At 69.7% G+C, this 23,334-nt stretch carries 28 protein-coding genes, 4 tRNA genes and 1 riboswitch; of the genes, 6 read left to right on the top strand and 26 right to left on the bottom strand.

Annotated elements, in window-relative coordinates:
- Window positions 1-86: 86 nt before the first annotated feature.
- Window positions 87-185, bottom strand: a riboswitch (glycine riboswitch).
- Window positions 186-267: 82 nt separating this feature from the next.
- The 3 genes from mgrA to BLV39_RS25735 are packed head-to-tail and all read left to right on the top strand — an operon-like array spanning window position 268 to window position 3,079.
- Window positions 268-1,266, top strand: coding sequence for an L-glyceraldehyde 3-phosphate reductase (gene mgrA, locus BLV39_RS25745; RefSeq protein WP_090798463.1), 999 nt, complete (start codon window positions 268-270; stop codon window positions 1,264-1,266).
- 22 nt (window positions 1,267-1,288) lie between these two features.
- Window positions 1,289-2,002, top strand: coding sequence for a SanA/YdcF family protein (locus BLV39_RS25740; protein WP_090800587.1), 714 nt, complete (start codon window positions 1,289-1,291; stop codon window positions 2,000-2,002).
- Window positions 2,003-2,026: 24 nt separating this feature from the next.
- Window positions 2,027-3,079 (top strand): hypothetical protein, encoded by a 1,053-nt coding sequence (locus tag BLV39_RS25735; protein ID WP_090798461.1) that lies wholly within the window; start codon window positions 2,027-2,029, stop codon window positions 3,077-3,079.
- Window positions 3,080-3,135: 56 nt separating this feature from the next.
- Here the strand turns inward: BLV39_RS25735 and BLV39_RS25730 are convergent, their stop codons facing one another.
- From BLV39_RS25730 to BLV39_RS25640, 20 genes are all read right to left on the bottom strand, one after another.
- Complete coding sequence (locus BLV39_RS25730) at window positions 3,136-3,753, bottom strand: dihydrofolate reductase family protein (RefSeq protein ID WP_090798459.1); 618 nt, start codon at window positions 3,751-3,753, stop codon at window positions 3,136-3,138.
- Window positions 3,750-4,214 carry an SRPBCC domain-containing protein gene (locus BLV39_RS25725; RefSeq protein ID WP_090798457.1) on the bottom strand — a complete coding sequence of 155 codons (465 nt, stop codon included), beginning with the start codon at window positions 4,212-4,214 and terminating at the stop codon, window positions 3,750-3,752. Before BLV39_RS25725 ends, BLV39_RS25730 begins: the two co-directional genes overlap by 4 nt.
- Window positions 4,211-4,543, bottom strand: a complete 333-nt coding sequence (locus BLV39_RS25720; RefSeq protein ID WP_090798455.1) for an ArsR/SmtB family transcription factor — start codon at window positions 4,541-4,543, stop codon at window positions 4,211-4,213. The genes BLV39_RS25725 and BLV39_RS25720 overlap by 4 nt, the downstream gene beginning before the upstream one ends.
- Before the next feature lie 53 nt (window positions 4,544-4,596).
- A complete protein-coding gene (locus tag BLV39_RS25715; RefSeq protein WP_090798453.1) occupies window positions 4,597-5,175 on the bottom strand; it encodes a MerR family transcriptional regulator in 579 nt (192 codons plus the stop codon).
- Window positions 5,176-5,357: 182 nt separating this feature from the next.
- Window positions 5,358-5,825 (bottom strand): bifunctional nuclease family protein, encoded by a 468-nt coding sequence (locus BLV39_RS25710; protein WP_089243531.1) that lies wholly within the window; start codon window positions 5,823-5,825, stop codon window positions 5,358-5,360.
- Between the two features lie 163 nt (window positions 5,826-5,988).
- Window positions 5,989-6,663, bottom strand: coding sequence for a transcriptional regulator FtsR (ftsR, locus tag BLV39_RS25705; RefSeq protein ID WP_090800584.1), 675 nt, complete (start codon window positions 6,661-6,663; stop codon window positions 5,989-5,991).
- Window positions 6,664-6,735: 72 nt separating this feature from the next.
- A complete protein-coding gene (gene odhI, locus BLV39_RS25700) occupies window positions 6,736-7,188 on the bottom strand; it encodes an oxoglutarate dehydrogenase inhibitor Odhl (protein WP_089243529.1) in 453 nt (150 codons plus the stop codon).
- Window positions 7,189-7,348: 160 nt separating this feature from the next.
- Window positions 7,349-7,726, bottom strand: coding sequence for a glycine cleavage system protein GcvH (gcvH, locus tag BLV39_RS25695; protein ID WP_090798451.1), 378 nt, complete (start codon window positions 7,724-7,726; stop codon window positions 7,349-7,351).
- 16 nt (window positions 7,727-7,742) lie between these two features.
- Window positions 7,743-8,828, bottom strand: a complete 1,086-nt coding sequence (locus BLV39_RS25690) for a DUF881 domain-containing protein (protein ID WP_090798449.1) — start codon at window positions 8,826-8,828, stop codon at window positions 7,743-7,745.
- Window positions 8,829-8,847: 19 nt separating this feature from the next.
- Entirely contained in the window at window positions 8,848-9,180 is a 333-nt protein-coding gene (locus BLV39_RS25685) for a small basic family protein (RefSeq protein ID WP_089243522.1), read from the bottom strand.
- Complete coding sequence (locus BLV39_RS25680) at window positions 9,181-10,074, bottom strand: DUF881 domain-containing protein (protein WP_090798447.1); 894 nt, start codon at window positions 10,072-10,074, stop codon at window positions 9,181-9,183. It abuts the gene before it with no gap.
- A complete protein-coding gene (gene clsA / locus BLV39_RS25675; protein ID WP_239083473.1) occupies window positions 10,071-10,691 on the bottom strand; it encodes a cardiolipin synthase ClsA in 621 nt (206 codons plus the stop codon). Before clsA ends, BLV39_RS25680 begins: the two co-directional genes overlap by 4 nt.
- A gap of 166 nt (window positions 10,692-10,857) precedes the next feature.
- Entirely contained in the window at window positions 10,858-11,634 is a 777-nt protein-coding gene (locus tag BLV39_RS25670; RefSeq protein ID WP_090798441.1) for an alpha/beta fold hydrolase, read from the bottom strand.
- A 167-nt stretch (window positions 11,635-11,801) separates the two neighbouring features.
- Entirely contained in the window at window positions 11,802-12,134 is a 333-nt protein-coding gene (locus BLV39_RS25665) for a type II toxin-antitoxin system PemK/MazF family toxin (protein ID WP_239083474.1), read from the bottom strand.
- Window positions 12,135-12,158: 24 nt separating this feature from the next.
- The gene (locus tag BLV39_RS25660; protein WP_090798439.1) at window positions 12,159-12,440 is read right to left on the bottom strand and encodes a DUF6510 family protein; all 282 of its coding nucleotides are present in this window, start codon (window positions 12,438-12,440) and stop codon (window positions 12,159-12,161) included.
- A 15-nt stretch (window positions 12,441-12,455) separates the two neighbouring features.
- A complete protein-coding gene (locus BLV39_RS25655) occupies window positions 12,456-13,223 on the bottom strand; it encodes a ferredoxin reductase (RefSeq protein ID WP_090798437.1) in 768 nt (255 codons plus the stop codon).
- Window positions 13,193-13,792: a sulfite oxidase-like oxidoreductase gene (locus BLV39_RS25650; RefSeq protein WP_090798435.1), complete on the bottom strand. Its 600-nt coding sequence runs from the start codon at window positions 13,790-13,792 to the stop codon at window positions 13,193-13,195. Before BLV39_RS25650 ends, BLV39_RS25655 begins: the two co-directional genes overlap by 31 nt.
- Before the next feature lie 50 nt (window positions 13,793-13,842).
- Window positions 13,843-14,868 (bottom strand): DUF4331 family protein, encoded by a 1,026-nt coding sequence (locus BLV39_RS25645; protein ID WP_090798433.1) that lies wholly within the window; start codon window positions 14,866-14,868, stop codon window positions 13,843-13,845.
- A 200-nt stretch (window positions 14,869-15,068) separates the two neighbouring features.
- Window positions 15,069-15,142 (bottom strand) — tRNA-Gln (locus BLV39_RS43135).
- 238 nt (window positions 15,143-15,380) lie between these two features.
- Window positions 15,381-15,453: transfer RNA gene (locus tag BLV39_RS25640), tRNA-Phe, on the bottom strand.
- A gap of 113 nt (window positions 15,454-15,566) precedes the next feature.
- Here BLV39_RS25640 and BLV39_RS25635 point away from each other — a divergent pair.
- Both BLV39_RS25635 and BLV39_RS25630 read left to right on the top strand, forming a co-directional pair.
- Complete coding sequence (locus tag BLV39_RS25635) at window positions 15,567-15,860, top strand: hypothetical protein (RefSeq protein ID WP_176985077.1); 294 nt, start codon at window positions 15,567-15,569, stop codon at window positions 15,858-15,860.
- 35 nt (window positions 15,861-15,895) lie between these two features.
- Window positions 15,896-16,435, top strand: a complete 540-nt coding sequence (locus BLV39_RS25630) for a hypothetical protein (protein ID WP_143049883.1) — start codon at window positions 15,896-15,898, stop codon at window positions 16,433-16,435.
- Window positions 16,436-16,512: 77 nt separating this feature from the next.
- On the opposite strand, the gene BLV39_RS25625 is transcribed toward BLV39_RS25630, so the two are convergent.
- The 3 genes from BLV39_RS25625 to sthA all read right to left on the bottom strand — a co-directional run bounded on the left by BLV39_RS25625 (window position 16,513) and on the right by sthA (window position 18,798).
- A tRNA-Ala gene (locus BLV39_RS25625) sits at window positions 16,513-16,589 on the bottom strand.
- A 9-nt stretch (window positions 16,590-16,598) separates the two neighbouring features.
- Window positions 16,599-16,671: transfer RNA gene (locus BLV39_RS43130), tRNA-Pro, on the bottom strand.
- A gap of 726 nt (window positions 16,672-17,397) precedes the next feature.
- Window positions 17,398-18,798 (bottom strand): Si-specific NAD(P)(+) transhydrogenase, encoded by a 1,401-nt coding sequence (gene sthA / locus BLV39_RS25615; RefSeq protein WP_090798425.1) that lies wholly within the window; start codon window positions 18,796-18,798, stop codon window positions 17,398-17,400.
- 317 nt (window positions 18,799-19,115) lie between these two features.
- Here sthA and BLV39_RS25610 point away from each other — a divergent pair, with 317 nt between their 5' ends.
- Window positions 19,116-19,550: a CBS domain-containing protein gene (locus BLV39_RS25610; RefSeq protein WP_090798423.1), complete on the top strand. Its 435-nt coding sequence runs from the start codon at window positions 19,116-19,118 to the stop codon at window positions 19,548-19,550.
- Window positions 19,551-19,644: 94 nt separating this feature from the next.
- On the opposite strand, the gene BLV39_RS25605 is transcribed toward BLV39_RS25610, so the two are convergent.
- The 3 genes from BLV39_RS25605 to BLV39_RS25595 all read right to left on the bottom strand — a co-directional run bounded on the left by BLV39_RS25605 (window position 19,645) and on the right by BLV39_RS25595 (window position 23,170).
- Window positions 19,645-20,985: a chymotrypsin family serine protease gene (locus tag BLV39_RS25605; RefSeq protein WP_143049882.1), complete on the bottom strand. Its 1,341-nt coding sequence runs from the start codon at window positions 20,983-20,985 to the stop codon at window positions 19,645-19,647.
- Window positions 20,986-21,545: 560 nt separating this feature from the next.
- Entirely contained in the window at window positions 21,546-22,001 is a 456-nt protein-coding gene (locus BLV39_RS25600) for a MaoC family dehydratase (protein ID WP_090798419.1), read from the bottom strand.
- Entirely contained in the window at window positions 21,998-23,170 is a 1,173-nt protein-coding gene (locus BLV39_RS25595; RefSeq protein WP_090800578.1) for an acyl-CoA dehydrogenase family protein, read from the bottom strand. Before BLV39_RS25595 ends, BLV39_RS25600 begins: the two co-directional genes overlap by 4 nt.
- Window positions 23,171-23,334: the final 164 nt, after the last annotated feature.

Genomic DNA, 23,334 nt, shown 5'->3' with positions numbered 1-23,334 from the left:
CGGCGGGAACTCCTGGAGGGGCGAGGGACGAGGTCGGCAAGCAACCTCCCCCTCTGTCGTACCCGAAACGGGTCCTCCAGAGTCGCCATGTCCGCGCAGTCCTTTTGCCTGAGAGGTTCCGGGGAGGATTTGCCCCTTCGGCGCCGTCCGACCCGAAGGCCGGCGAACTCTCCCACGCGGATGGTTCGGCACCGCAAACGCTACCAGTGTTGATGATCCAAATGGGCAACGGCGTGCGTGAGGTCTCTTCACCTAAGCTGTCGAGCCGTGACCTACCTCGCTGCCGATGACCGTTACGACTCGATGACCTACCGCCGGGCCGGCCGCAGTGGGGTCCGGCTCCCCGCTGTCTCCCTGGGTCTCTGGCACAACTTCGGCCACGAGCGCCCCATCGAGCGCATGGCCGACATCTGCCGCCGCGCCTTCGACCTCGGTGTGACCCACTTCGACCTGGCCAACAACTACGGCCCGCCGCCCGGCTCCGCCGAGGAGAACTTCGGCCGGATCATGGCCCGCGACCTCAAGCCGTACCGCGACGAGATGATCATCTCGACCAAGGCCGGCTACCTGATGTGGCCCGGGCCGTACGGCGAATGGGGCTCCCGCAAGGGCCTGATCGCGTCGCTGGACCAGTCCCTGAAGCGGATGGGCCTCGACTACGTCGACGTGTTCTACCACCACCGGCCCGACCCGGACACCCCGCTGGAAGAGTCGATGACGGCCCTCGACTACGCGGTCCGGTCGGGGCGCGCCCTCTACGTCGCGATCTCGAACTACAGCTCGGCCCAGACCGCCGAGGCGGCGAAGATCCTGCGCGACCTGGGCACGCCGTTGCTGCTGCACCAGCCCTCGTACTCGATGATGAACCGCTGGATCGAGCGCGACAGCCTGCTCGACACCCTGGCCGAGGCCGGCGCGGGCTGCATCGCCTACAGCCCGCTCCAGCAGGGCCTGCTGACCAACCGCTACCTCGACGGCGTGCCCGCCGACTCGCGGGTGGCCACCGGCGGCTTCCTCAAGGAGAGCGCGCTCGACGAGCAGACGATGCGGGTCGTCCGCGAGCTCAACCTGATCGCCCAGGAGCGCGGCCAGACCCTCGCCCAGCTCGCCCTGGCGTGGGCGCTGCGCGACGAGCGGATGACCAGCCTGATCATCGGCGCGAGCAGCGTCCGGCAGCTCGAGGACAACATCGGCGCGCTGGACAACCTGGCCCTCTCCGCCGGTGAGCTCGACGCGATCGACGGGGCGCTCACCAACCCGGCCTGAGCCCGCGCCAGGGGTGGCGGCGATGATCGACAATGGGGCGGTGTCCACACCCGAGTCGCCGCCACCCCGGAAAAGGCGCCGCTGGCTGCGCGCCTTCCTGATCACCGCGGTCGCGGTGGTGGTCGCCGTGCCCGCCGCGGTCGTCGGCACCGGTCTCTGGCTGCGGGCGGGCGCCCGCGGCCACGTCTTTGCGCTCGACTCGGTGCCGGCGGCCCCGGTCGTCATGGTGCTGGGCGCGCAGGTCTATCCCGACGGGACACCGTCGCCGTTCCTGGCCGCCCGGCTCGACCTGGCCCGGCAGCTCTACGCCGCCGGCACGGTGGGCGCGGTGCTGGTCTCCGGTGACCATCGGGAGTTCCACTACGACGAGCCGGGCGCGATGAGCCGGTGGTTGGTCGAGCGGGGCGTGCCGGAGCGCAAGGTCGTGCAGGACCATGCCGGTTTCGACACCTACGACTCGTGCGTACGCGCCAAGAAGATCTTCGGTGTCGACCGCATGATCGTGGTGACCCAGGGCTTCCACATCGACCGGGCAGTGGCGCTGTGCCGGGACGCCGGCATCGACGCGGTCGGCGTCGGCGACGAGACGGTGAAGCGGTTCGAGCGGGCCTGGGACTGGGGCGCCTTCCGCGAGCAGCTCGCCGGCGTCAAGGCGGCCTGGGACGTCGCGACCCGGCGGGACCCGGTGTTTCTCGGGCCGCGGGAGACCGGCGTGCAGGACGCCCTCGCCAACTGATCAGCGCCCTGGCAGGATGCGCGGGTGCGCGCTCCCTTCCGTACCGTGGCGATTGTCGGTTTCCTGGCGCTGTTGGCCGGATGCGGCAGTGACCCCGCGCCGCCCGCCGGCGCTTCGGCGGGTGCCGGTGCGAGTGCCTCCCCCGCCGGCGGCACCGACGCGCTCGGCCACGGACCCCGTCCCACCGCGACGCCGACGAAGGCCCCGGCCAAGAGCTGCAACGGCGCGCTGCCGGCCGACAACGTCTGGCGGGCCGACGTGACCAAGCTGCCCGTGCACGCCCGCTCGACGGCCATGGTGGCGAGCATCGGGGCGTCCTCGGCGATGCACCCCGACTTCGGCTCTGGCGACTACGAGGGCGCGCCGATCGGGATACCGGTGACCACCGTGCCGGCCGGGCAGAAGAAGATCTCGGTCGAGTTCGAGTACGCCGACGAGAGCGACCGCGGGCCGTATCCGATCCCGGCCAACGCGAAGGTCGAGGGCGGCCCGCAGGCCGACGGTGACCGGCACGTGATCGCGTTCGACAAGGCGGCGTGCAAGGTCTACGAGCTGTTCTCGGCGTACCCGCGGGGCAGTGGCTGGAAGGCCGGCTCGGGCGCGGTGTTCGACCTGCGGTCCAACAAGCTGCGGCCGGCCGGCTGGACCTCGGCGGACGCGTCCGGCCTCTCGATCTTCGCCGGGCTGGTCCGCTACGAGGAGGTCGCGACCGGGCGGATCGACCACGCGATCCGGATCACCGTGCCGAAGACCCGCACCGGCTTCACCTGGCCGGCCACCCACTCCGCCTCGTCGGCCACCGACGCGAACCTCCCCCAGCTCGGCCAGCGGCTGCGGCTCAAGTCGTCGGTCGGCACCGGATCGATGCCCAAGCAGGCGCGGATCGTCGCGGAGGCGATGAAGCGGTACGGCGTGATCGTCGCGGACCACGGCTCGGCCTGGTACATCTCCGGCGCGCCCGACAGCCACTGGGACAACGACGCCCTGCGCGCCCTGAAGTCGTTGACGGGCAGCGACTTCGAGGTGGTCGACACCAGCAGCCTGATCGCGAGCAAGACGTCCGGGGCGGTGCGGTAAGCAAGGGACCCTTGTTAACGCTTTCCGCATAGGAAGGGTCCCTTGCTAACGCCGTCCTAGCCGACTGCCGCGACGCCGGCGTACTCCCCGACGGGCGCAGCGCCCGTGGGTTCGTACTCCAGGAGCAGCACGCCCGTCGCGGTGGCCTCGTGGGACACCAGGCGCAGGCCGACCGGCCGGCCCGGGTGGTCGAGCAGGCGGCGGCCCGTGCCGACGACGGTCGGGGCGACCACGAGCCGTACCGTGTCGACCAGGCCCGCCGCGAGCAGGGCCTTGCCGAGCCGGGCGCTGCCGTGGATCTGCAGCTCACGTCCGGGTCGGTCCTTGAGCGTCGCGACGTCCTCGAACCGCAGCAGCGTCGCGGGTTGCCAGGCCGCCGTCGCGAGCGTGTCGGTCACGACGTACTTCGGCAGCCCGTTCATCCGCTCCGTGAACGGGTCGGCCGGGTCGGTGATCTGCGGCCAGGCGGCGGCGAACTCCTCGTAGGTACGGCGCCCGAGCAGCAGGCCGTCGGCCAGCGAGAGCCAGTGTGCGGCCGCCTCGACGAACCGCCCGTCCAGGTGCGGGGTCAGCCAGCCGCCGCGGGTGAAGCCGCCTGTGGTGTCCTCGTCGGGCGAGCCGGGACCCTGGCTGACGCCGTCGAGCGAGACGAACTCGGTCAGCGCGATCCTCATTCCACCACCGCCGCGAGCTGTGCGGTGACCGTGCCCCAGCCGTCAAGGAAGCCGAGCTCCGCGTGCCGGGCGCGGGCCGCCGGGTCGCCGTGCCGGACGACGATCCGGTAGTCGGTGCCGTCCGGGTGGTCAGCGAGGGTGATCTCGGCGGTCATCGCGACCGGTTCCGGAGCGGCGGGGCGCCAGGCGCTGTCGACCGCGTTGGTGAACACGATCCGTTCCTGGTCGTCGACGACCAGGAAGGTGGCGTCCATGTGCGGTGCGAGCACGCCGCCGGGCTCGCTGAAACGGGTCACGAAGGCCCCGCCCGGCCGCACCTCCAGCCGGTCGACGCGACACACGGCCGGCGCCGGCACCCACCAGCGCTCGAAGCGGGCCGGGTCGGTCCAGGCGCGCCAGACAGCGGCCCGCGGTGCCCGGATCACCCGGTCCAGCGTCAGGTCGAGCTCCGCATCGGTCATGGTTGGTCCTCCTCCGTGAGCAGGCTGGCCAGCCGATCGGTGCGGCCTTCCCAGATCCCGCGCTGTTCGGCGAGCCAGTCGTCCACGAGCGCGAGGCGGTCGCGGTTGAGCACGCAGGTGCGTACGCGGCCGGCCTTGACCGTGTGGATCAACCCGGTGGTCTCGAGAGTGCGCACGTGTTTCATGAACGACGGGAGTGTCATCGGGAACTCGCGCGCCAGGTCTCCCACGCTCGTGGGTCCCCGGCCGAGCCGCCGGACGACGCCGCGCCGGGTCGGGTCGGCCAGGGCGACGAACACACCGTCGAGCTCGGCCGCATACTGTGCCATGAAGCTAAGTATTGCCGCCCAAAATACTTAGCGCAAGGGCTAAGTATTTTCGGTCAGCCGGCGCGGCGGCGGGCGCGGCGGGCTGCGAGCTCGTCGCCGCTCGGTGCGTCGTCGGCCGGGTCCTCGGCGGGAGCCGGCTCGGCGGGCTCCGCGGGCAGGTGTGACAGCGAGCCCTGGATCTCCTTGAACGCACCGCCGATCGCGATGCCGAAGACGCCCTGGCCGCCCTGGAGCAGGTCGACGACCTCCTCCGGCGAACGGCACTCGTAGACCGTCGTGCCGTCGGAGATCAGCGTGATCCCGGCAAGATCGTCGACGCCGTGCGAGCGCAGCGTCTCGATCGCCTTGCGGATGTTCTGGAGCGAGACGCCGGCGTCCAGGAGGCGCTTGACCACCTTGAGGACGACGAGGTCCCGGAACGAGTAGAGGCGCTGCGTGCCGGACCCGGACGCGTCGCGCACGCTCGGCACGACCAGCGTCGTGCGAGCCCAGTAGTCGAGCTGGCGGTAGCTGATGCCGACCGCGTGGCAGGCGGTTACGCCTCGGTAGCCGACGGAGTCATCGTCCGTTGGGGCCTGCGCCGCGTCGGCGTTGGATCTACCCGCAGGATCAGGATCACGTGGGTCGGGCATGTGGCTACCTCCCCGCCAGCGGGGTGCCGCGTCGTGCCGGTACGCGCACCCGTCAACAGCGCCAACCCTATAGCTCAGATCGGGCAGCGGGGCGCAGGCTTTGCGCCGACACGCCGCGATCTGAGGACATCACCCGAGCAACGCTCAGAACCACGCTCAGCCCGCGAAGTCCTCAGGGCGACTCAGCCCGCGAAGTCCTCAGGGCGGACCTGCTCCAGGAACTCCCGGAACTTCTCCACCTCGTCTTCCTGCTCGTCAGGGATGACGATGCCGGCCTCGGAGAGGACCTGCTCGGCGCACCGGATCGGCGCACCCACCCGCAGGGCCAGGGCGATCGAGTCGCTCGGCCGGGCGGAGATCCGCAGGTTGTTGTCGCCGATCAAAAGGTCCGCGTAGAAGACGTTTTCCTTGAGCTCGACGATCTCCACGGCGTTGAGCGGCTGCTTGAGCGCGGCCAGCACGTCGCGGAGAAGATCATGGGTTAGCGGCCGGGCGGGCTTCACGCCCTGCTGCTCGTAGGCGATCGCCGTCGCCTCCACCGCACCGATCCAGATCGGCAGGTAGCGGTCGCCCTCGACCTCTCGGAGCAGCACAATCGGCTGGTTGCTGGGCAACTCGACCCGAACCCCGACCACGCTCAGCTCACGCACTGCGCCTCCGTGTCGTTGTCGTCGTCCCAGTACCGTTTCCGGCCCCTTCCTTGCACGGTACACGCGCGAGCGGAGTGCGTCCCGCACGCGCCGTCGGTGCCGAGGGGGAACCGGCTTCGAGCCTACGTGATCTGCGTGACGGTGCGGCAGTCCGGCCCGCGCGTCAACGACCCAGGGTGTCGCGCAAACCGGCCCGAACCAGCGCCGCGCGCAGTTGCTGGGCCAGTCCGGTCAGCTCCTGGGCGGCCGCCGCCGCCCGGGCGCGGGCCGCCGGGTCCTTCTGCCGGGCCAGCGGGCCCACCAGTTGGGCGAAGAGACCGACCTCACGGTCGGCCGCCGCCTTGTACGTGCGCAGGTGCCGCACCTCGAGCCCATACGACACCAGGCCGGCCACCGCCGCGGCGATCACCAGCGCGTCCGCGTCGTACCAGCCGGGGGTGCGCTGGGTGATCATGCCCATGTCCTCGAGCTCGGCCAGGCTGCCCGGGTCGATGCCGGTCCGCTCGACCAGCTCCGCCCGGCGCACCAGGGCGTCGGCCGGAGGCGCGGCGGACGGCTCGTCGGGCACCGCGACCAGCACAGGCCGGCGCGGCGCCACGTCATCACCGCTGTCCCGGGCCTCGAGCTCGTCCCGGATCACCCGCAGCGGCAGGTACCGGTCGCGCTGCGCGGACAGCACGAAGCGCAACCGGTCCACGTCGCGCCAGCTGTACTTGCGGTAGCCGGCCGCCGTGCGCTGGGGCTCCACGAGGCCTTCGGCCTCGAGGAAGCGCAGCTTGGAGATGGTGGTATCGGGGAACTCCGGGCGCAACTCCGCCAGGACTTCGCCGATGCTCATGCGCGGTAGCGTGCGCGGGTCGGCGCCGGCCGCCGCGCCCGTGGCACGTTCGGTCACGCGTCGCCCCACTCCCTAGCCGCGCGCGGACTCCTCGTCGGGGCGTGGCCCGGCGATGAACACCAGTCGGAACTTGCCGATCTGCACCTCGTCGCCGTTGCTGAGTGTCGCCGCTTCGACCCGTTCGCGGTTGACGTAGGTGCCGTTCAGGCTGCCCACGTCGCGCACGGTGAACGTGCCGCCGTCGCGGTGGAACTCGGCATGGCGACGGGAGACCGTCACGTCGTCGAGGAAGATGTCACTGTCGGGGTGCCGGCCGCTCGTGGTCACGTCGTGGTCCAACAGGAACCGCGCTCCGGCGTTGGGCCCGCGCCGGACGACCAGCAAGGCCATTCCCGGCGGCAGCGAGCCCGACATGCGGCCGGGCACGACGTCTGCGTCGGGGCCCTCCAGCACTTCGTCGAGCGAGCCCAGGTTGAGCGTCGACGTGACGTCGAGTGGGGGAAACTCGTCGTCGGGGCGCGTCATCGGTCCACCTCACGGATCTTTTCGCAGCGGCGCCGGACACCCCGGCCGCCAGTGGGCAGCAGCTTGGAACAAGTCAAAAACAACTTCGCGAGCCTAGCCAGCCCTGAAATCCAGGGTCAACCGGACGCGCGGGCACATCTGTGCTGTCGAGAAGGCTTGATCAGCCCTCGGTGAGCTCGCGGTAGGCGTCTGCGGTCAGCAGGGCGTCCAACGCCGCGGGGTCGCTGGGGTCGATCTCCACCAACCAGCCCTCCCCGTACGGGTCCGCGTTGATCGTCTCTGGTTCGTCGACGAGCTTGTCGTTGCGCCCGACGACGGTCCCAGAGATAGGAGCGTAGATCTCGGAGACACTCTTGGTGGACTCGACCTCGCCGAAGGAGTCACCGGCGGAGACCTGCGCGCCCTGCTCGGGAAGCTGGACGTAGACGATGTCGCCCAGGGAGTCCTGCGCGAAGTGGGTGATGCCCACCCGCACCGGACCGTCGCCACCGCGCACCCACTCGTGCTCGGCGGTGTATCGCAGGTCGTCAGGGATCACTGAGGTTCCTTCGTCGTCAGCTGACTGGTTTGGCGTGCTCGAGATCGACAGGCGCGGCGATGGCCGTGACGTCGACCGTGTCGTGCTCGTCGACGATCACGTTACCGCCGTCCGCTTTGATCGACGGCACCAGCCCGTCCGGAATGTTGAGCGCGGTGCGCATCGTCGGCGGATCTCCGATGACGGTGATCGTGTACGGGCCGGTCAGCCGCTTGCCGGACACCTCGAGCGCACCCTCGGCGTCGATGAAGTAGGTGCTCGCGACGATCCGCACGAGCGTGCCGTCCGCGCCGGCGATCTGCATCGCCTCCGCGTCCGCGCCGCGTAGCTCCTGCACCGCGTTGAGGATGTCGGACGCCGCGATCGCCTGTGGACCGGCGACGAACCGGATCGTCAGCCCGGGACCCTGCGCCTTCACGGTGCCGGCGAGGATGGCGAGCTCGTCGGCCCGCTTGGTGGCCTCCTCCAGCGCCGCGGTGCGGCCCTGGGCGCCGGACTGGAGCTGGCGCTGGCTGTCCTGCAGGGAGGCGATCTCGCGCTGGAGACGGTCCTCCTGGGCCTGGAGGTCGGACTGGAGCCGCACGAGGTCGTCCTCGCGCATGGCGGCCAGGTCGGAGTCGCCGGACTTGCCGCCCAACTGGATCGCGAGCGTGAACCCCAGCAGAGCCAACAACACGAGAATGATCACACCAGCAGTGCTGCGCTTCTTGCGTGTCGCAGCGGGCGGAGGGTCAAGATCCTCAGAATCAGGATCGTCATCTGATACGCGCGACGGAGCGTCCGTAACCCCGGAGGAGCGCTCGGTCTGGGGCAGGGCCACCGTCTCCTCGGCCGCACCGGTGTCGCTCGGTGCGGGGTCGACCTTGGGCGGGGACGGCTCCCCGTTTGTGCCGTCGGTGACCGGGGAGAGCCGCACCGTCTCCTCGTCGGGGCCTTGGTCGGCCTCCGTCAAATCCGGGGCCGGAGCGGGTGCGGGCCGGGGCGCGGCGGAACGGCCGGGGGTCGGGCGGCGGGCCGGCTTGGCCGGCTCAGGAGACAAGGCCCGGGTCGGCTCGTCGGAGGTGGGCTCGGTGCCGCTGCTTTCGCGCGGGTCGTCGGTCATCGTCTTCGGTCCTCCCGCGTCAGGCCCGGAACAGGTGTCGACGGATGGCGGCCACGTTGCCGAAGATGCGCACGCCGAGCACGACCACGACGCCGGTGGACAGTTGGCCGCCCACGCCGAGCTGGTCGCCGAGGTAGACGATCAGTGCGGCGACCAGCACGTTCGAGATGAACGAGATGACGAACTGCTGGTCGTCGAAGATGCCGTCGAGCTTGGCACGGACGCCGCCGAAGACCGCGTCCAGGGCCGCGACCACCGCGATCGGCAGGTACGGCTCCAGCCAGCCGGGCACGGTCGGGCCGAACACCAGACCGAGGACGACACCCACGACGAGGGCGAGTACGGGGATCATCTAGCCGCCTCCGGACGGGCTCGAGGAGGATGTCACGGGCGTCGGTGTCGCGCTGGGCGGCGCCGGACGGGTCGCGTAGTTGAGCGTCGGCTCGGTGGCCGCGGGCAGGTTCAGGTCGTCTTCCCGGTGCGTGTCGAACCCGATGTGCTCGACGTCGGCGACCTTACGCATCAGGGCGGCCGCCGCGCTGTCGTTGAACCGGTCCTCAAGGTTCCCGGGGCCGATCACGCGGATCTCGTACGGGCTGGTCACCGGCCGGAAGTCGACCAGGATCGCGCCGCCGGCCTTGCGGATCGTCGAGGTCGCGGTCAGCCGCTGGTCGTTGACCGCGATCGCCTCGGCGCCGGACGCCCACAGGGCGTTGGTCACGAGCTGCAGGTCGCGGTCGAAGATCCGGCCGAGCTCGTGCTCGCCACCGTCCTCGGCGGCGTCCGCGGCGTCGGTCAGCCGGACGATGAGGCCGTCCCCGGTGACCCGGCGCAGTCCGGTGGCCGCCTCGGTCTCGCGGCGCTGGGCGGCCTGGTTGGCGCCGAGCGCGGCGTCGCGCTCGCGGGCCACCTCGTCACGCAGCCGGTCGGCCTGGCCGCGCAGGTTGTCGGTGGTCTCCTGGCGCGCCTTGATCTGGCTGACCAGGTCGGCCCGGGCCTGGCTGCGGCGCGGCTCGTCGGCCATCGTCTGCCGGTAGGCGACCGCGAACAGCAGGCCGATCAGCCCGGCCACCAGCACCGCGGCAGTCCGCCGGGTGGACTGCCGCCAGCCGGTCGGCGGGCCGGACTTCGCACGGCGGGCGGCCGCGTCCGCGTACCCGGGATCGAGGGGGTTGCTGAACAGTTCGGAGAGGAAGTCCGGCGACATCCACCGCCGCTGGGGCGGCTTGTCCGCCCGCTCGGTCATGCCGGCTCCCCCGTGCGGGCGGCAGCGGCACTCTCCGCCCGGCCCGCGCGGATGACGCGGGACGCCTGGCCGACGTAGAGGAAACCGGCGATCCAGTAGAGGACGATGCCCCACCAGGCCAGGCCCCAGCCGGCCGCGGCGGCGCCGGTCTCGATGGCCGGGACCGCCTTCGCCAGCAGCAGCACCGGGAACGCGGCGAGGAGGATGAAGGTGGCCGTCTTGCCCAGGTAGTGCACCTGCGGCGGGCCGAACCCGTTGCGCCGGAGCACCGCGAGACAGACGATCATCATCAGCTCGCGGGCTACCAGGGCGGCGGTGAACTCCCAGGGGACGATCTCGCGCCAGGTGAAGGCGACCAGGACCGCGAGGATGTAGAGCCGGTCGGCCAGGGGGTCGAGCAGCTCACCGAGCCGGCTGACCTGGCCGAGCCGGCGGGCGACCCAGCCGTCGATCCAGTCGCTGCTGCCGCCGACCGCCAACACGATGACAGCCGCGACGTCGTGGTGCGGCCCGAGCATCAGCCAGAGGAAGATCGGGACGCCCACGAGGCGCAGGAAACTGATCAGATTGGGCAGGGTGAGGACACGATCCGACGCGACGGCGGGCGTACTCGACACCGCTGCCTCCTCCACCGCGACGGGCCTGTTTGGCACTGGCTAGGCAGTGCCGCCCGCCACCGGCGGCCGCGAACGAACGCGGCGGGCGCGCGGACCAACCCCCTGATCATTGGCCGTGCCACTATATCGGCCATGGCATGACACGCCGAGCCCACCGTGGCCACGCTCACCGGGCCAGCAGTTCGCCGATCTCCGCGGTGATCTGTTCCGGGCATTCGACGGGCAGGATGTGTGCCACCCCGGCGAGCTCCAGCAGCCGGGCGCCGGCGATGCCCCCGGCGACCGTGCGGGCGATCTCCACGAAGTCGGGCGCGTCGGCGTCACCCACCGCGACCAGCGCCGGAACCTGGATCAGGTCGAGCAGCGTCGATGGCAGGGCGGTGTCGTCGGGCAGCTCGAACGACTCGTTCTCGGTCTGGTTGGCCAGCGCGATCCGCATCGCCGGGGCTAGCTCGGCGCCCATCGCCCGCAGTTCGGGCGTCCATTCGCGGTCCGGGCCGCGCACCCACATGTCGAGGTTCAGCGCCAAGGCCGCGTCGAGGTCGCCGGCTTCGAGCAGCTTGCCCTCGGCGGCGCCGTAGTCGCGGACCACCGGGCTCCAGTCCCAGCCGCCCAGCGGCGCGGCGAGCATCCCCAGGTGCGAGACCCGCTCCGGCCAGCGCGTGGCGAACTCCAGCGCGACGTAGCCGCCGAGCGAGTTGCCCACGACCGCGGTCCGCTGCACGCCGAGCGAGTCGAGCGCCGCGGCGAGGTCGTCGCGGTGCCGGAAGCCCGCGCTCGCGGCCGGGGTCTGCCCGAACCCGCGCATGTCATAGCGGATGACGGTGTGCTGCTCGGCCAGCCCGGCGGCTACCCGATCCCAACAGTGGTGGTCCGAGACCCCGTTGTGCATGAGTACGACCGGCGAACCGGCTCCTTCGACGACGGCACGGATGTCCGACAAACGACACTCCTCGATCGAGCTACAGATTCGCCGGTCAGTAAACCCGTCCCGGCTCCCCCGCACGACCGGTTTTCGCCTTTGTCACAGCGGACCTGGCTCGACGCGAAGCGTCGATTTCCCCGGCGGGAGCGACGGTCGTGCCGCCGACGAACCCGGGCAAGAAGGTTCTAAAGATCGAAGAGTTCCCGCAGGCTGGCGTTGATTTTCGCCATGCTGGCGCCGGTGAGCAGGCCGAGGCGTTCGGCGCCGATGCTGGCGGGCAGGCGGCGCATCCGGTTGAGGACGACGACGCCGGAGATCGGGTCGGTCTCGGCGAGGGCGATCGCGAACGGCGGCAGGTCGTCGGCGGAGCCGCGCTGGCGGACGACCGGCGCGCAGAACGGTGCGGCGCTGGGCCGGTCGTTGTGGGCTTCAGAGGAGAGGACCACTACGCGGTAGCGCAGATCGGCGCGCTGGCCGATCGTCCACACCTCGCCTTGCTTCAACGCGTGCTCACCCACCAATCACGCCGATCGTACGGCCCTTCACGCCCGATCGGTGGGCGCCGCCAGCGGTATTTCGAGCGCGACCATGCCGCGCAGGTCGAGCCAGGCGCGATCCGGACCCCGGACCAGGCGCATGTTCACTTCCTGACAGTTCGGGCAGCGGGCGACCATGCCGGGCGCGTGGTCGTACACGTGTAGCTGGGCGAGCATGCCCTGGTCTCCGCAGGAGGCACAGGTGCCCTTCGCCATCGACATGTCGACCGAGAAGATCTCGGTGAGCGGCCCGGCCATGGCGTTGCCGTCGGTGTACAGGTCAGACATGGGGCTCTCCCCTGGTTAGGTGCCGCTAGGACCGAAGCGCTCGGTCTTGACCTTGCGCGGGTCGTGGCCCTGTGCGACGAGGATGTCGGCCACGGCCTCCACGAAGCCGGTCGGCCCGCAGACGAAGCACGCCGGTTGCAGGTCCGGCGGCCAGCCGTGGGTCGCGACGGACGCGAGCTTGAGCCGGCCCACCTCGCCGGGCCATTCGGGCGGGGCCTCACGCGTGTACGCGTACGCGATGTCGAGCCCCATGTCGTCCCGCAACCGTGTTCTGAGCTCGGCGGCGTAGAGCATGTCCTCCGGCGTGCGCACCGAGTAGATCAGGCGGAACGGCACCCGGCTGCGCGCCTCGGCGCGGGCGCGGACCATCGCCATGAGCGGCACGACGCCGGAGCCGCCGCCGATCAGCACGACCGGGTCGGTGTCGGTGTCCCGCCAGACGAACCAGCCGCCGATCGGCCCGCGGATCTCGATCGGGTCGCCGACGTTCATGCCCTCCAGCAGATACGGGGACACCTCCCCGTCGTGCACCGCCTGGATGGTGAGCTCGACCCGGTCGCCGTCCTGCGGGTTGGCGATCGAGTAGGAGCGCTCGGTCGAATAGCCGTCCTCGGCCGTGAGTTTGACGTCGACGTGCTGCCCCGGCAGGTGGCCGGGCCAGTCAGGCACGTCGAACACCAGCGTGCTCGCTGTCGCGGACTCCCGGCGGCGATCGGTCAGCGTGGCGACCCGCCACAGCAGCCGGCCGCCGGTCAGTCGCCTTGGTACCGCTGCTCGCGCCATGGGTCCCCGTAATCGTGGTAGCCGGCGGTCTCCCAGAAGCCCGGTTCGTCGGCGAGCATCAGCTCGAGGCCGTTGACCCACTTGGCGGACTTCCAGAAATACAGGTGGGGTACGAGGAGCCGGGCCGGGCCACCGTGCTCGGGCGCCAGCGGCTCGCCGTCATATTGGTAGGCCACCCACGCCTGCCCGTTGAGCAGGTCCTCCAGCGGGAGGTTCGTGGTGTAGCCGCCATACGAGTGCGCCATCACGTAGTCGGCCGCGGTCTCGATGTCGGTGAGCAGCGTCTCGACCGGCACGCCCTTCCAGTGGGTGCCGAACTTCGACCATTTGGTCACGCAGTGGATGTCGGTGGTGATGTCCTCGCTCGGCAGGCTGGTCAGCTCCTGCCAGGACCACTGTTTGCGCTGCCCGGTCTCGGTGCTGACGGTGAACTGCCAGCGGTCGAGATCGACCCGCGGCGTCGGGCCGGCGGAGAGGACGGGAAAGTCGCGCGTCTGGTACTGCCCAGGCGGCAGTTTGGTGTCCCCGGACCCTCTGCGGCCGAAGAACCCCGGTGAGACGATGCCCATCCCCAAAGTCTTACCAGCCTTGCCCAGTTCGGCACATCGCCTAGCCCGTCCTAGGATGATATTGGTACGACGTAGGGGAAGTCGGCGCTCCGGGTCGCCGCCGTCTGCTCGGGGCGCAGGCCCAGCGGGATCGCCGCGTTGAAGACCAGGCTGAACATGACCTCGACGGCGTTGTCGGCCAGGTTGCGGCCGTTGACGCCGGCGAGGGCGAAACTGGCTTTGGTGCCGACCGAGTACGGCATCAGGTCCGGTAGAAGCCTTTTGACCAAGGTCTTGCCGTAGGCCGCCGGATCCTGCGCCGTCCCGCTGGCCTCGACCACGGCGGCGATGATGCCGGCGAGCCGCGCGCCATCGTCGCGGACGTCGTTCTGGGGATGAGCCCGGTTGGCGGCGATGGCCCAGTCGCGATGGGCGGTCCGGATCAGCGGCCAGAGCATCGGAGTCGCCTGCCGGTTGACCTGCTGCCAGCCGCCCGCGTCGGTGGCGAGCTTGGTGACGGTCCAGACGGCGATGTCGCGCCCTGGTCGCAGCGGCCCGCCGTCGGGGATCTCCAGCACGATCGAGTTGACGTTGACCGTCTCGAAGGCGTTCTTCGCCTGGTCCGGGCGCCATTTCCCGAGGTCGGGCCGGGTGCCGTTCTGCACCGCCGCGGCCAGGGCAGGCAGGAGGGTGAGGTCGTTGTAGAACGGCTCGCGGACCTTGCCGGCCCACATCTTCAGGCCGTCTGGTCCGGAGATCGTCTCGCCGGTGCGTCCCTGAGCGACCTGCTGGCCGATCGCGGCGTCGTCTTCGGCGTCCTTGTCGGTCAGGGTCCACAGCGTCACGGCCTGGCGGCCGTTCTCGACGGGCCCGAAAGTGACCCGGTAGGTCAGGTCCTCGACGGCGTGGCCGTCGAGGTGCACCTTGAACTCGTAGCGGGCTTCCGGATGGAACCCCTCCCGGTAGTCGTCGCCGAGAATGGTGCTGTTCACGTTCATGACGAGCACGGTGCCGCTAGTGCCCCGGAACACATACTGGTCGGTCAGATCAAGCCGGCTGTCCTGCCGCGCGAGGTCGGAGTCGAGATGATGCGACAAAGGTGCTCCCCCGGTGGTTGCTGGATCACCAGTGGGTGTACTCCCCGGCCACGACGGCCGCGACCCACCGCGCCGCTCATGTTTTTGCTGGTCTCCCGCCGGGGATTCGAGCCGTCGTGTTAGGACCGCGCCGGGCTGTCCGATGAGCTAGCGGGAGTCATGGCGGCGCTTTGCTCTCTCGGGACGCTGGTGCGGATCCGCTCCGGGTGCAGGAATCGAACCTGCGGGCTCCGCGTCCAAAGCGCGGCCACGGACGCCAGCGCCGTAACCCGGAATGTCGGTCAACCGCGATGAACCTGGACTCGCCACGTCGACGCGGCGTTTCTGGTTCGGCTCGAGTCGCTCGGGTCCGGCCGGCGGCCGGCTCCCGGCTGCCTGCTCGGCGAGATCCGGGTTCGGCTCGAGCCGCGCTGGACTCGCCGCGTCGGCGCGGCGTTCGGCTCGATCCGCTCGGGACCGGCCGGCGGCCGGTTGCCTGCTCGGCGAGATGCGGGGTGGGTCGCCGACGAACGTGCCCGCCGCTGGATTCGAACCAGCGACCTTCCGGGCTTCAACCGGACGCTCGACCAACCGAGCTCGACGGGCGTGGAGCGGATCCAATGTGGCAGCAGGATCCGAACCGCAGTCCAGCAGCTCAGGGCCAGTTCGTAACCGTCACACCCGTCCGGGTCCGGCGCTTGTAGCCGATCATGGCGCGGGTGCCGATGTTTGGCGGCCCGCCTGGCCCGGAACGGGTTGCCGCGGATGGTGGCGGAGCCGCGCAGGCCGCGCTGACGCCCGCTGTCGGGGCCGACGCGGTGGCTAGCGTGCTGACCGCAGCGCTGACCAACCTTGCCGCGAGGTCGCTGCGGCTGGCACAGGTGAACGGCTATCCGGCACTGCTCATGGAGCTCGACACCGTCCTGGCGGTACGCCTCGTCACTGATCTCTACTCCGTACGCAATCCGCTGAGGTTGTCGCGTTTGCGGCGCGAGACCGCTCTGCGCCGCTGAGCCCGCACCTTGGTGCCGGCAGATATCTTGTCGCCGTGAGAAGTGTTCAGGTAGTGGCTCCCGACGACACACGGTGGACGGTGCGGGTGGTCTGGGAACCACGCTGGCGAGCGCTCGCCCGACGCTTCGGCGGCTGGCGCCGTAAGCGAAAGAACAACCGGGATGGCAGTTCCGGTGATGTCGTCGACGGCGCCTTGCGGATCGGTGACGCGGCAACGTCGGGTTCGGGCGGGAGCGGGGGCGGGTCGGACGGCTTCGACCTTGGCGACGCGATCATCGTCATCGTGCTTGTCTTCTTCGCGCTCATCGCTGCCGCCGCGCTGTTCTGGTGGGTGCTGCTTCCGCTGCTACTGATCGCCATCGACCTCATGATCGTGCTCGTGCTGCTGGTCGTGACGCTTGTAGGGCGAGTGCTGTTCCGCCGGCCCTGGACGGTGGAGGCGACGGCAGTCAACGGCGAGAGGACCATCGCAGAGGTCGTGGGCTGGCGCGCGGCGCTGCGTCGGCGTGACGAGCTCGCGGAGTCGCTGCGCCTGGGGCACCGGCCCGTCGACGTCCTCACCCCGGCGCGGTAGTCGGATACAGGTGACCACGGGCGTTCGGGCAACGCCCTCCCGTCGCTGATCACAGTGCGTGCAGGCGGACCGGTCGTTGGTGGAGCAGGCGGGACTCGAACCCGCGGCCTTCGGTCTGCCGAACCGACGCTCTCCCCGGCTGAGCTACAGCCCCATCAACACGTCGGGAACCGGGGAATCGAACCCCGCGCTTCCTGCACCCAAAGCAGGTCCGGTCACCAAGCCGGTCGTTCCCGAATCCCGCGGCCGCCCGCCGAGGGTTGTCTCACGTCATCCACTATGGAGTTCTCAAGAGAACAAAAAACGCCGCCCGATCCTGTCCGGATGGGCGGCGTCAGCGCGTCAGTGAGCGCTTACGTCGGCCGCCGCCCGGGGCGCTTCTCGCCGACGAAGGGATCGATGGATAGCCCGGCGAAGGGCACGCCCACGAAACCGCACGGCCTGAACCGCCGCGGTTGCGAAATGGGCTGCCACAACATGTCGAGCTCCTCGGTCGTCCTCGAACGTCTGCATCCAAGGTAAAGGCGGGCGTCCACCCCAGCAACGCATTTCCGTGGCGTGCTCACCACCGCTGCTGATGCCGGCCCCGGGGCCCGCACGCGGCACCGCGCTGCTCGACAGCGATCACTTCCCGCAAGGCGTCCTAGGACAATGGTCGGCACGGCTTCAGGGGTGACCGCCGTACTGACTCTGATCAGCTCGCTCTTCGCCGCGATGGAGGTTCCCGACCTGCTTGCCGAGGACGTCATCTCCTCGCCACCGTCACCGCAGAAGAAGAACGTGCCCCCGGCCCGCCGCAGACCGCGACGCCGGCCAAGCTCACCTCGGGCTGGCCCCGCCATGCCCGCCGCGGGGCGCGTTGCCTCCTGTCTTACCCGGGCCAGCGGGCATGCCGCGGCTGGCCCGGGCGAATCGAATGAACGCCCGGGCCACGGGGATGAGATCCATCCCCGCCGCCGCGGTCATTGGAGGCGCGACAGGTGGCGCATCTTGTTCATTGCGTCCAGGGCCGCGACCTTGTAGGCCTCGGCCAAGGTCGGGTAGTTGAAGACCGCGTCGACCAGGTAGTCGACCGTGCCGTTGCAGCCCATCACGGCCTGGCCGATGTGGACGAGCTCGGTCGCGCCCGTGCCGAAGATGTGGACGCCTAGCAAGCGGCCGTCGTCCGGGGCGACCAGGAGCTTGAGCATGCCGTAGGAGTCGCCGATGATCTGGCCTCGGGCCAGTTCGCGGTAGCGGGCCATGCCGACCTCGAACGGGACCTTGGCTTCGGTGAGCTCGTCTTCGGTGCGGCCGATGAAGCTGATCTCGGGAATCGTGTAGATGCCGATCGGCTGCAGCGCCGGCATCGCCCGGGCCGGCTCGTCGCAGGCGTGGTGCGCGGCCAGGCGGCCCTGTTCCATCGACGTGGACGCGAGGGCCGGGAAGCCGATCACGTCGCCCACCGCGTAGATGTGCGGGACCGACGTGCGGAAATGCTCGTCGACCGAGAGGCGGCCGCGCGCGTCCGAGGACAGGCCTGCGGCGGCCAGCTCAAGCTCGGGCGCGGTGCCCTGGCGGCCGGCGGAGTACATCACGGTGTCGGCGGCGATCTTCTTGCCGCTCTCCAGCACCGCGACGGCCCCCTCGGCGTAGCGCTCGACCGACGCGACCGACTCGCCGAAGCGGAAGGTGACCGCCAGGTCGCGTAGGTGGTATTTCAGCGCCTCGATGACCTCCAGGTCGCAGAACTCGAGCATCCGGTCGCGGCGCTCGACGACGGTGACCTTGGTGCCCAGGGCGGCGAACATCGACGCGTACTCGATGCCGATCACACCCGCGCCGACGACCACCATGGACCGCGGCACGCGTTCGAGGTTGATGATGCCGTCGGAGTCGATGATCGTGCGTTCGTCGAAGTCGACCGTGCTCGGCCGCGCCGGCCTGGTGCCGGAGGCGATGACGACCTTGGCCGCGCTGGCGTGTGACTCGCGGCCCCGCGAGTCGGTGACGGTCAGGGTGTTGGGATCGGCGAACTTGCCGAAGCCGCTGAGCAGCGAGACCCGGTTGCGGGTGAGCTGGTTGCGGATCACGTCGATCTCACGGCCGATGACGTGCTGTGTGCGCGCCGCGAGATCCGCGACCGTGATGTCTTCCTTGACCCGGTAGTTCTGCCCGTACATCTCCCGTTGGCTCAGACCTGTCAGATAGAGCACCGCCTCGCGCAACGTCTTCGACGGAATGGTGCCCGTGTTGATGCACACGCCGCCGATCATGTTGTCGCGTTCAATCACCCCGACCCGCCGGCCCAACTTCGCCGCCGCGATCGCCGCCTTCTGTCCGCCAGGCCCCGACCCCAGCACAAGCACGTCGAAGTCGTACATGCGGTCAGTCTGACAGTCGTACGTTAAGTTTTGGGATCTTCGATTTCGCCTGTGGACAACGGCAGCGTTCCAGTCGATGACGATCCCGGTGACGAAGTCGAGTCCTGCCCGCAGGGTCGTCGAGGGTTGACTTCGGACCGGGTCGAAGTCGCAAGATGGAAATGATGACTGACCAGGCATTGGCCGGCTGGTGAAACCAGCGGAAGACGCTAGCCTGTTCGGGGTGGGGCGCGGGGATTGACCGCATCGGGCCCTGATGGGGGCTTAACCGTCGGTTTGGCCGCATGGCAACGCCGTCGAACGTTTCGGGAGACCGCATGCGAATCAGCGATGTGCTCCGTGTCAAGGGCAGCAACGTCATCACCGTGACCCCCGATACGAGTGTTCGGCGCCTGCTCGAGGTGCTGGCCGAACACCGGATCGGCGCGGTCGTGGTGTCGCGGGACGGCACCACGGTCGACGGGATCGCCAGTGAGCGTGACGTCGTGCGTGCGCTGGCCGCGCAGGGCGAGGCGGCCCTGTTCGGACCGGTGGCCGCGATCCACACGAGCGACGTCTACTCGTTGGGTCCGGACGCCGAGCTCGAGGACCTGATGCGGCTGATGACCGAGCGCCGCATCCGCCATCTGCCGGTGGTGCACGAGAGCCGGCTGGTCGGCATCGTCAGCATCGGCGATGTCGTCAAGAACCGGATCGACGAGCTGGAGTCCGAACGGACCGCGATGAGCCACTACATCGCAGGCGACCGCTGAGGATCGCTCCGGTGCTGGCCGGTAACGGAGAGGGCCTGCTCCGAGGCGCGTCCTCGAAGCAGGCCGATCCCCTACCTGGAAGCGCGGTCGAGAGTCACTGGATCCGTGGCGTGTAGTTGGGGAAGACCGCCCGACCCTGGCCCCAGAAGACGAAGCCGAGATTGCGGTTGCACGGCTGCCCCTTGACAGTTCCCGCGACCGGCCCCCACCCCGTGCTGACGACGCCCATCATTGAAACTCCGCTGCCCAATTGCGTATAGACCGGGCCGCCCGAGTCGCCGCCACAGACCTGTCGGTTCGTCGAAACGGCATCCCAGTTCTGGAACCGGGCCCACCGTCCCGGCGCGCCAGGATCAAGGTCGATCGTCACGGTGGCGATCTCGGCCTGCAGGGAGAACCCGCAGTCTCCCGACGACGTCGCGCCAGAGTGGCAGATGACCGCCCCACTCTGGCTGGGAAGGGTAGCGGCGCCGGGGAAACTCAGAACCGGGCTGGTCAGGTTGTCTGAGTCCGCACGCCAGATCGTCGGAACGGTCAGTGTGGCGATCAAGGCGAGATCGACGCTCAGGGGGCCGGCGTTGGCTTGCGCCTGCGTGTCGTGGGTACGCATGCGGGTCTGCCAGACGTTACCGAAGGAGCCGATCGGAGCGGTGCTACAGCCGCCGACCGCAGTGCAACCATTCTCGCCGTTCATTCGGCCGTTGGTGACCGACGTCGGCGTGGCCATGTTGCCGTACGGCGCGCAGTGACCTGCGGTGACCATTACCTGAGTTCCCGCGTACGTCGCGCCGAATCCAGCGGTGCAGGCCCCGTAGTGCTGCCCGTTCGGGAAACGCATCAAGATTCGATCCGCTCCGAAGTACGGCGAGAAGTCGTCGTAACGGGTCATCGCGGTGCGCGCGGAGCCGGCCCGGACGGAGACGGCGTCCCCGAAGCGTTTCTTCAACGACCGTCGGACTTCTCTCGTCGGGTTGGCGACCTCCACCACAACTCGATTGTCGAGTGTGTCGATCTGCGTTTTGGTCACCTGCCCCGCGAGATCGGCCGGGAGGTTGTTCCACACTCCGTCGTCACGGAGATGCTCGAGCACCTCCCGGCTCCGGTCGACCTTCTTGACCTTGACCGTCACGCCGGGTCGGTTGATCCGCGCCGCGCGGGCACCAACCGCGGTGGCGCTGGCGCCGGCCGTGACCATGAGCGTGATCGAGCGATCCGCTGAGTCGATGTGAACGCCGCCGTGCGTCGAAGGGGCCAGGCCGTCGAGTAGCTCGGCTCCCACCTGGCCCAGGTCCGCTGGGGCGGCCATAGCGGCCGGCCCGGCCAGCGGGGCGAGGTCGGCATCAGCCGCACGTGCGGCGGCGGGGGCACCACCGATAATCGACGACGTCAGCACCACCGCCATGGTGGTGCCGAGTAGAACCTTCGGGCGACTCACGTGCATACGTTTCCTCCGGATGCGATGACTCGACGGGGTAGGTTCGTGCCCTACGTGGTGCTCCAGCGCTCGGACCGAATTGTTCTCGATCAACTTCGCTTGAGACATCGAGCAATCGAACTATGTCGAGATGATCCAAAGGCAACGGAGAATGCCGCTCGAACCGAGGGTTGGTCGCCTGCACAAACCGAAGGGCGATCTCGCGGACCGCGGTCGACGGCCAGGATCGCCGGGGAAGGGCACCTCCGCGAGTCGCGCCCTGGCCGGGCGCAATCCTCCAGCGCACCAGCCGGCTGCCCCGGAACCAGACCCAGGTCGTTGAGAACCGCGACGTCGCGGAGTTGGTGCCCGCGCCCGAGTCACAGCAGACGGCGAAGCCCACGCGTCGCGACGACCGATGCGGATCTGCTCTCGAACGCGTTCGGACTTCGGCCGCCGTCGCTCATCGCAACGCAGCCCCCTCACGAGCCGCGTCGTTGTGATCGTGGTCGCGGAGGGTCGGGCTGCTGTGCTCGCGCCACCCCCGGCGTGGCGGGGGTGGCGCGGGTCTGAGCTGTCGGTCAGACGTAGAGGCGGCTTACCGTCTCGGCGACGCAGACGGGCTTCTCGCTCGCGTTGTTCTCGACGGTGACCTTGGCGACGAGCTGGACGCCGCCCTGGACCGGGTCGACCGAGGCGATCTCGGCGTGGACCCGGACGGACGTGCCGACGCGGACCGGGGCCGGGAAGCGGACTCGGTTGAGGCCGTAGTTGACGCCCATCCGGGTGCCCTTGACCGTGTAGAGGTCGCCGACCAGGGACGGCAGCAGCGACAGGGTCAAGAAGCCGTGCGCCACCGGGCCGCCGAACGGGCCGGCGGCGGCGCGTTCCGGGTCGACGTGGATCCACTGGTGGTCGTCCGTGGCGTCGGCGAACAGGTTGACCCGGGACTGGTCGACCTCGAACCACTCGCCGGGGCCGAGAGTCTCGCCCACGGCGGCGGCCAGCTCGTCGACGGATGCGAACTCACGCTTCATGCCAGGTGTCCTCCGATTTCGGTGAAGCCGCGGAGCAGGTCACGGGAGATGATCAGGCGCTGCATCTCGTCGGTGCCTTCGAAGATGCGGAGCAGGCGCATCTGCCGGTACCAGCGTTCGATCGGCAGCTCGCGGGTGTAGCCCATGCCGCCGTGGATCTGGAGCACGCGGTCGACGACGTCGTTGACCATACGGGCGCCGTACAGCTTGGACATCGACGAGGCGTGCCGGGCGTCGGCGCCCTGGTCGACCGTCCACGCCGCGCGCAGGATCAGCCAGCGCGCGGCCTCGAGCTCGGTCTCGGAGTCGGCGATCATCCACTGGATCGCCTGGTTGGTGGCCAGCGGCTTGCCGAACGTCTCGCGCGTGTTGGCGTGGTCGATCGCCATCCGCAGGGCGCGCTCGGCGACGCCGACCGCGTGCGACGGGATGATGTAGCGACCCTTGCCGATCCACTGCATGCCGAGCGCGAAGCCCTGCCCTACCTCCCCGAGCACGTTGCGCCCCGGGACGCGGACGGAGTCGAAGACCAGCGACGCCGGCCCGCCCTCGCCCATCGTCTGGATGAACTCCGAACGCCAGCCCATCGAGCGGTCGACGAGGAAGGCGGTGCTGCCGCCGGCGCGTACGTCCTGGTCACGGTCCGACACCGCCACCACGATCGCGAAATCGGCGTCGTTGCCGTTGGTGATGAAGGTCTTCTCGCCGTCGAGGATCCAGTCGTCACCGTCGCGGCGCGCGGTCATCCGGATGTTGGCGGCGTCCGAGCCGGCACCGGGCTCGGTGATCGCGAAGCAGGAGATCCGGTCGCCCTCGATGGTGGGGCGGAGGAACTCGGCCTTCTGCTCGTCGTTGGCGAAGAACAGGATGTTGTCGGCCTCGCCACCGAACCGGAACGGCACCCAGGAGCGGCCGATCTCGGTCCAGATCAGCGACTGCATGACGGCCGGCAGGTCCATACCGCCGTATTCCTCCGGGGTCGCCAGACCCCAGAAGCCGAACGCCCGCGCCTTGGTCTGCAGCTCGCGCAGCTCGTCGAGGCGCAGCCCGTGCTCGTGGGCGCGTTCGCGGCGCAGCACCTCCTGCTCGAGCGGCATCACTTCCTTGCGGATGAAGGTCCGGGCGGTCTCCCGGACCGCCTTCTCCTCGTCACTGAGCGAAAAGTCCACGATGGTCCTCCCCAGAACCGGCCGGTGGTACGCGCTGATCCGGGCCATTGGCGTCCGGATTAGTGATCGGGCGTCACACGTGGCGGCGCCCGACCGTCGTCGGCAAAAGCGATTAGTGCGTTTCTCGAGGATCAGGTGCCGCGTTCGGGTCTGGCGCCGCCATG

This window comes from Asanoa ishikariensis (genome assembly GCF_900107455.1).
In the GTDB taxonomy this organism is placed as follows: Bacteria; Actinomycetota; Actinomycetes; order Mycobacteriales; family Micromonosporaceae; genus Asanoa; species Asanoa ishikariensis.
This window is presented reverse-complemented; position numbering and strand designations above follow the sequence as displayed.

Bases quoted from the DNA above. Each gene is read 5' to 3' on its own strand.
- BLV39_RS25740 (WP_090800587.1), top strand. From the start codon at position 1,289: ATGATCGACAATGGGGCGGTGTCCACACCCGAGTCGCCGCCACCCCGG.
- BLV39_RS25730 (WP_090798459.1), bottom strand. From the start codon at position 3,753: ATGAGGATCGCGCTGACCGAGTTCGTCTCGCTCGACGGCGTCAGCCAG.
- BLV39_RS25725 (WP_090798457.1), bottom strand. From the start codon at position 4,214: ATGACCGATGCGGAGCTCGACCTGACGCTGGACCGGGTGATCCGGGCA.
- BLV39_RS25720 (WP_090798455.1), bottom strand. From the start codon at position 4,543: ATGGCACAGTATGCGGCCGAGCTCGACGGTGTGTTCGTCGCCCTGGCC.
- BLV39_RS25715 (WP_090798453.1), bottom strand. From the start codon at position 5,175: ATGCCCGACCCACGTGATCCTGATCCTGCGGGTAGATCCAACGCCGAC.
- ftsR (WP_090800584.1), bottom strand. From the start codon at position 6,663: ATGAGCATCGGCGAAGTCCTGGCGGAGTTGCGCCCGGAGTTCCCCGAT.
- odhI (WP_089243529.1), bottom strand. From the start codon at position 7,188: ATGACGCGCCCCGACGACGAGTTTCCCCCACTCGACGTCACGTCGACG.
- BLV39_RS25690 (WP_090798449.1), bottom strand. From the start codon at position 8,828: ATGACCGACGACCCGCGCGAAAGCAGCGGCACCGAGCCCACCTCCGAC.
- BLV39_RS25685 (WP_089243522.1), bottom strand. From the start codon at position 9,180: ATGATCCCCGTACTCGCCCTCGTCGTGGGTGTCGTCCTCGGTCTGGTG.
- BLV39_RS25680 (WP_090798447.1), bottom strand. From the start codon at position 10,074: ATGACCGAGCGGGCGGACAAGCCGCCCCAGCGGCGGTGGATGTCGCCG.
- BLV39_RS25660 (WP_090798439.1), bottom strand. From the start codon at position 12,440: ATGTCTGACCTGTACACCGACGGCAACGCCATGGCCGGGCCGCTCACC.
- BLV39_RS25655 (WP_090798437.1), bottom strand. From the start codon at position 13,223: ATGGCGCGAGCAGCGGTACCAAGGCGACTGACCGGCGGCCGGCTGCTG.
- BLV39_RS25650 (WP_090798435.1), bottom strand. From the start codon at position 13,792: ATGGGCATCGTCTCACCGGGGTTCTTCGGCCGCAGAGGGTCCGGGGAC.
- sthA (WP_090798425.1), bottom strand. From the start codon at position 18,798: ATGTACGACTTCGACGTGCTTGTGCTGGGGTCGGGGCCTGGCGGACAG.
- BLV39_RS25610 (WP_090798423.1), top strand. From the start codon at position 19,116: ATGCGAATCAGCGATGTGCTCCGTGTCAAGGGCAGCAACGTCATCACC.
- BLV39_RS25600 (WP_090798419.1), bottom strand. From the start codon at position 22,001: ATGAAGCGTGAGTTCGCATCCGTCGACGAGCTGGCCGCCGCCGTGGGC.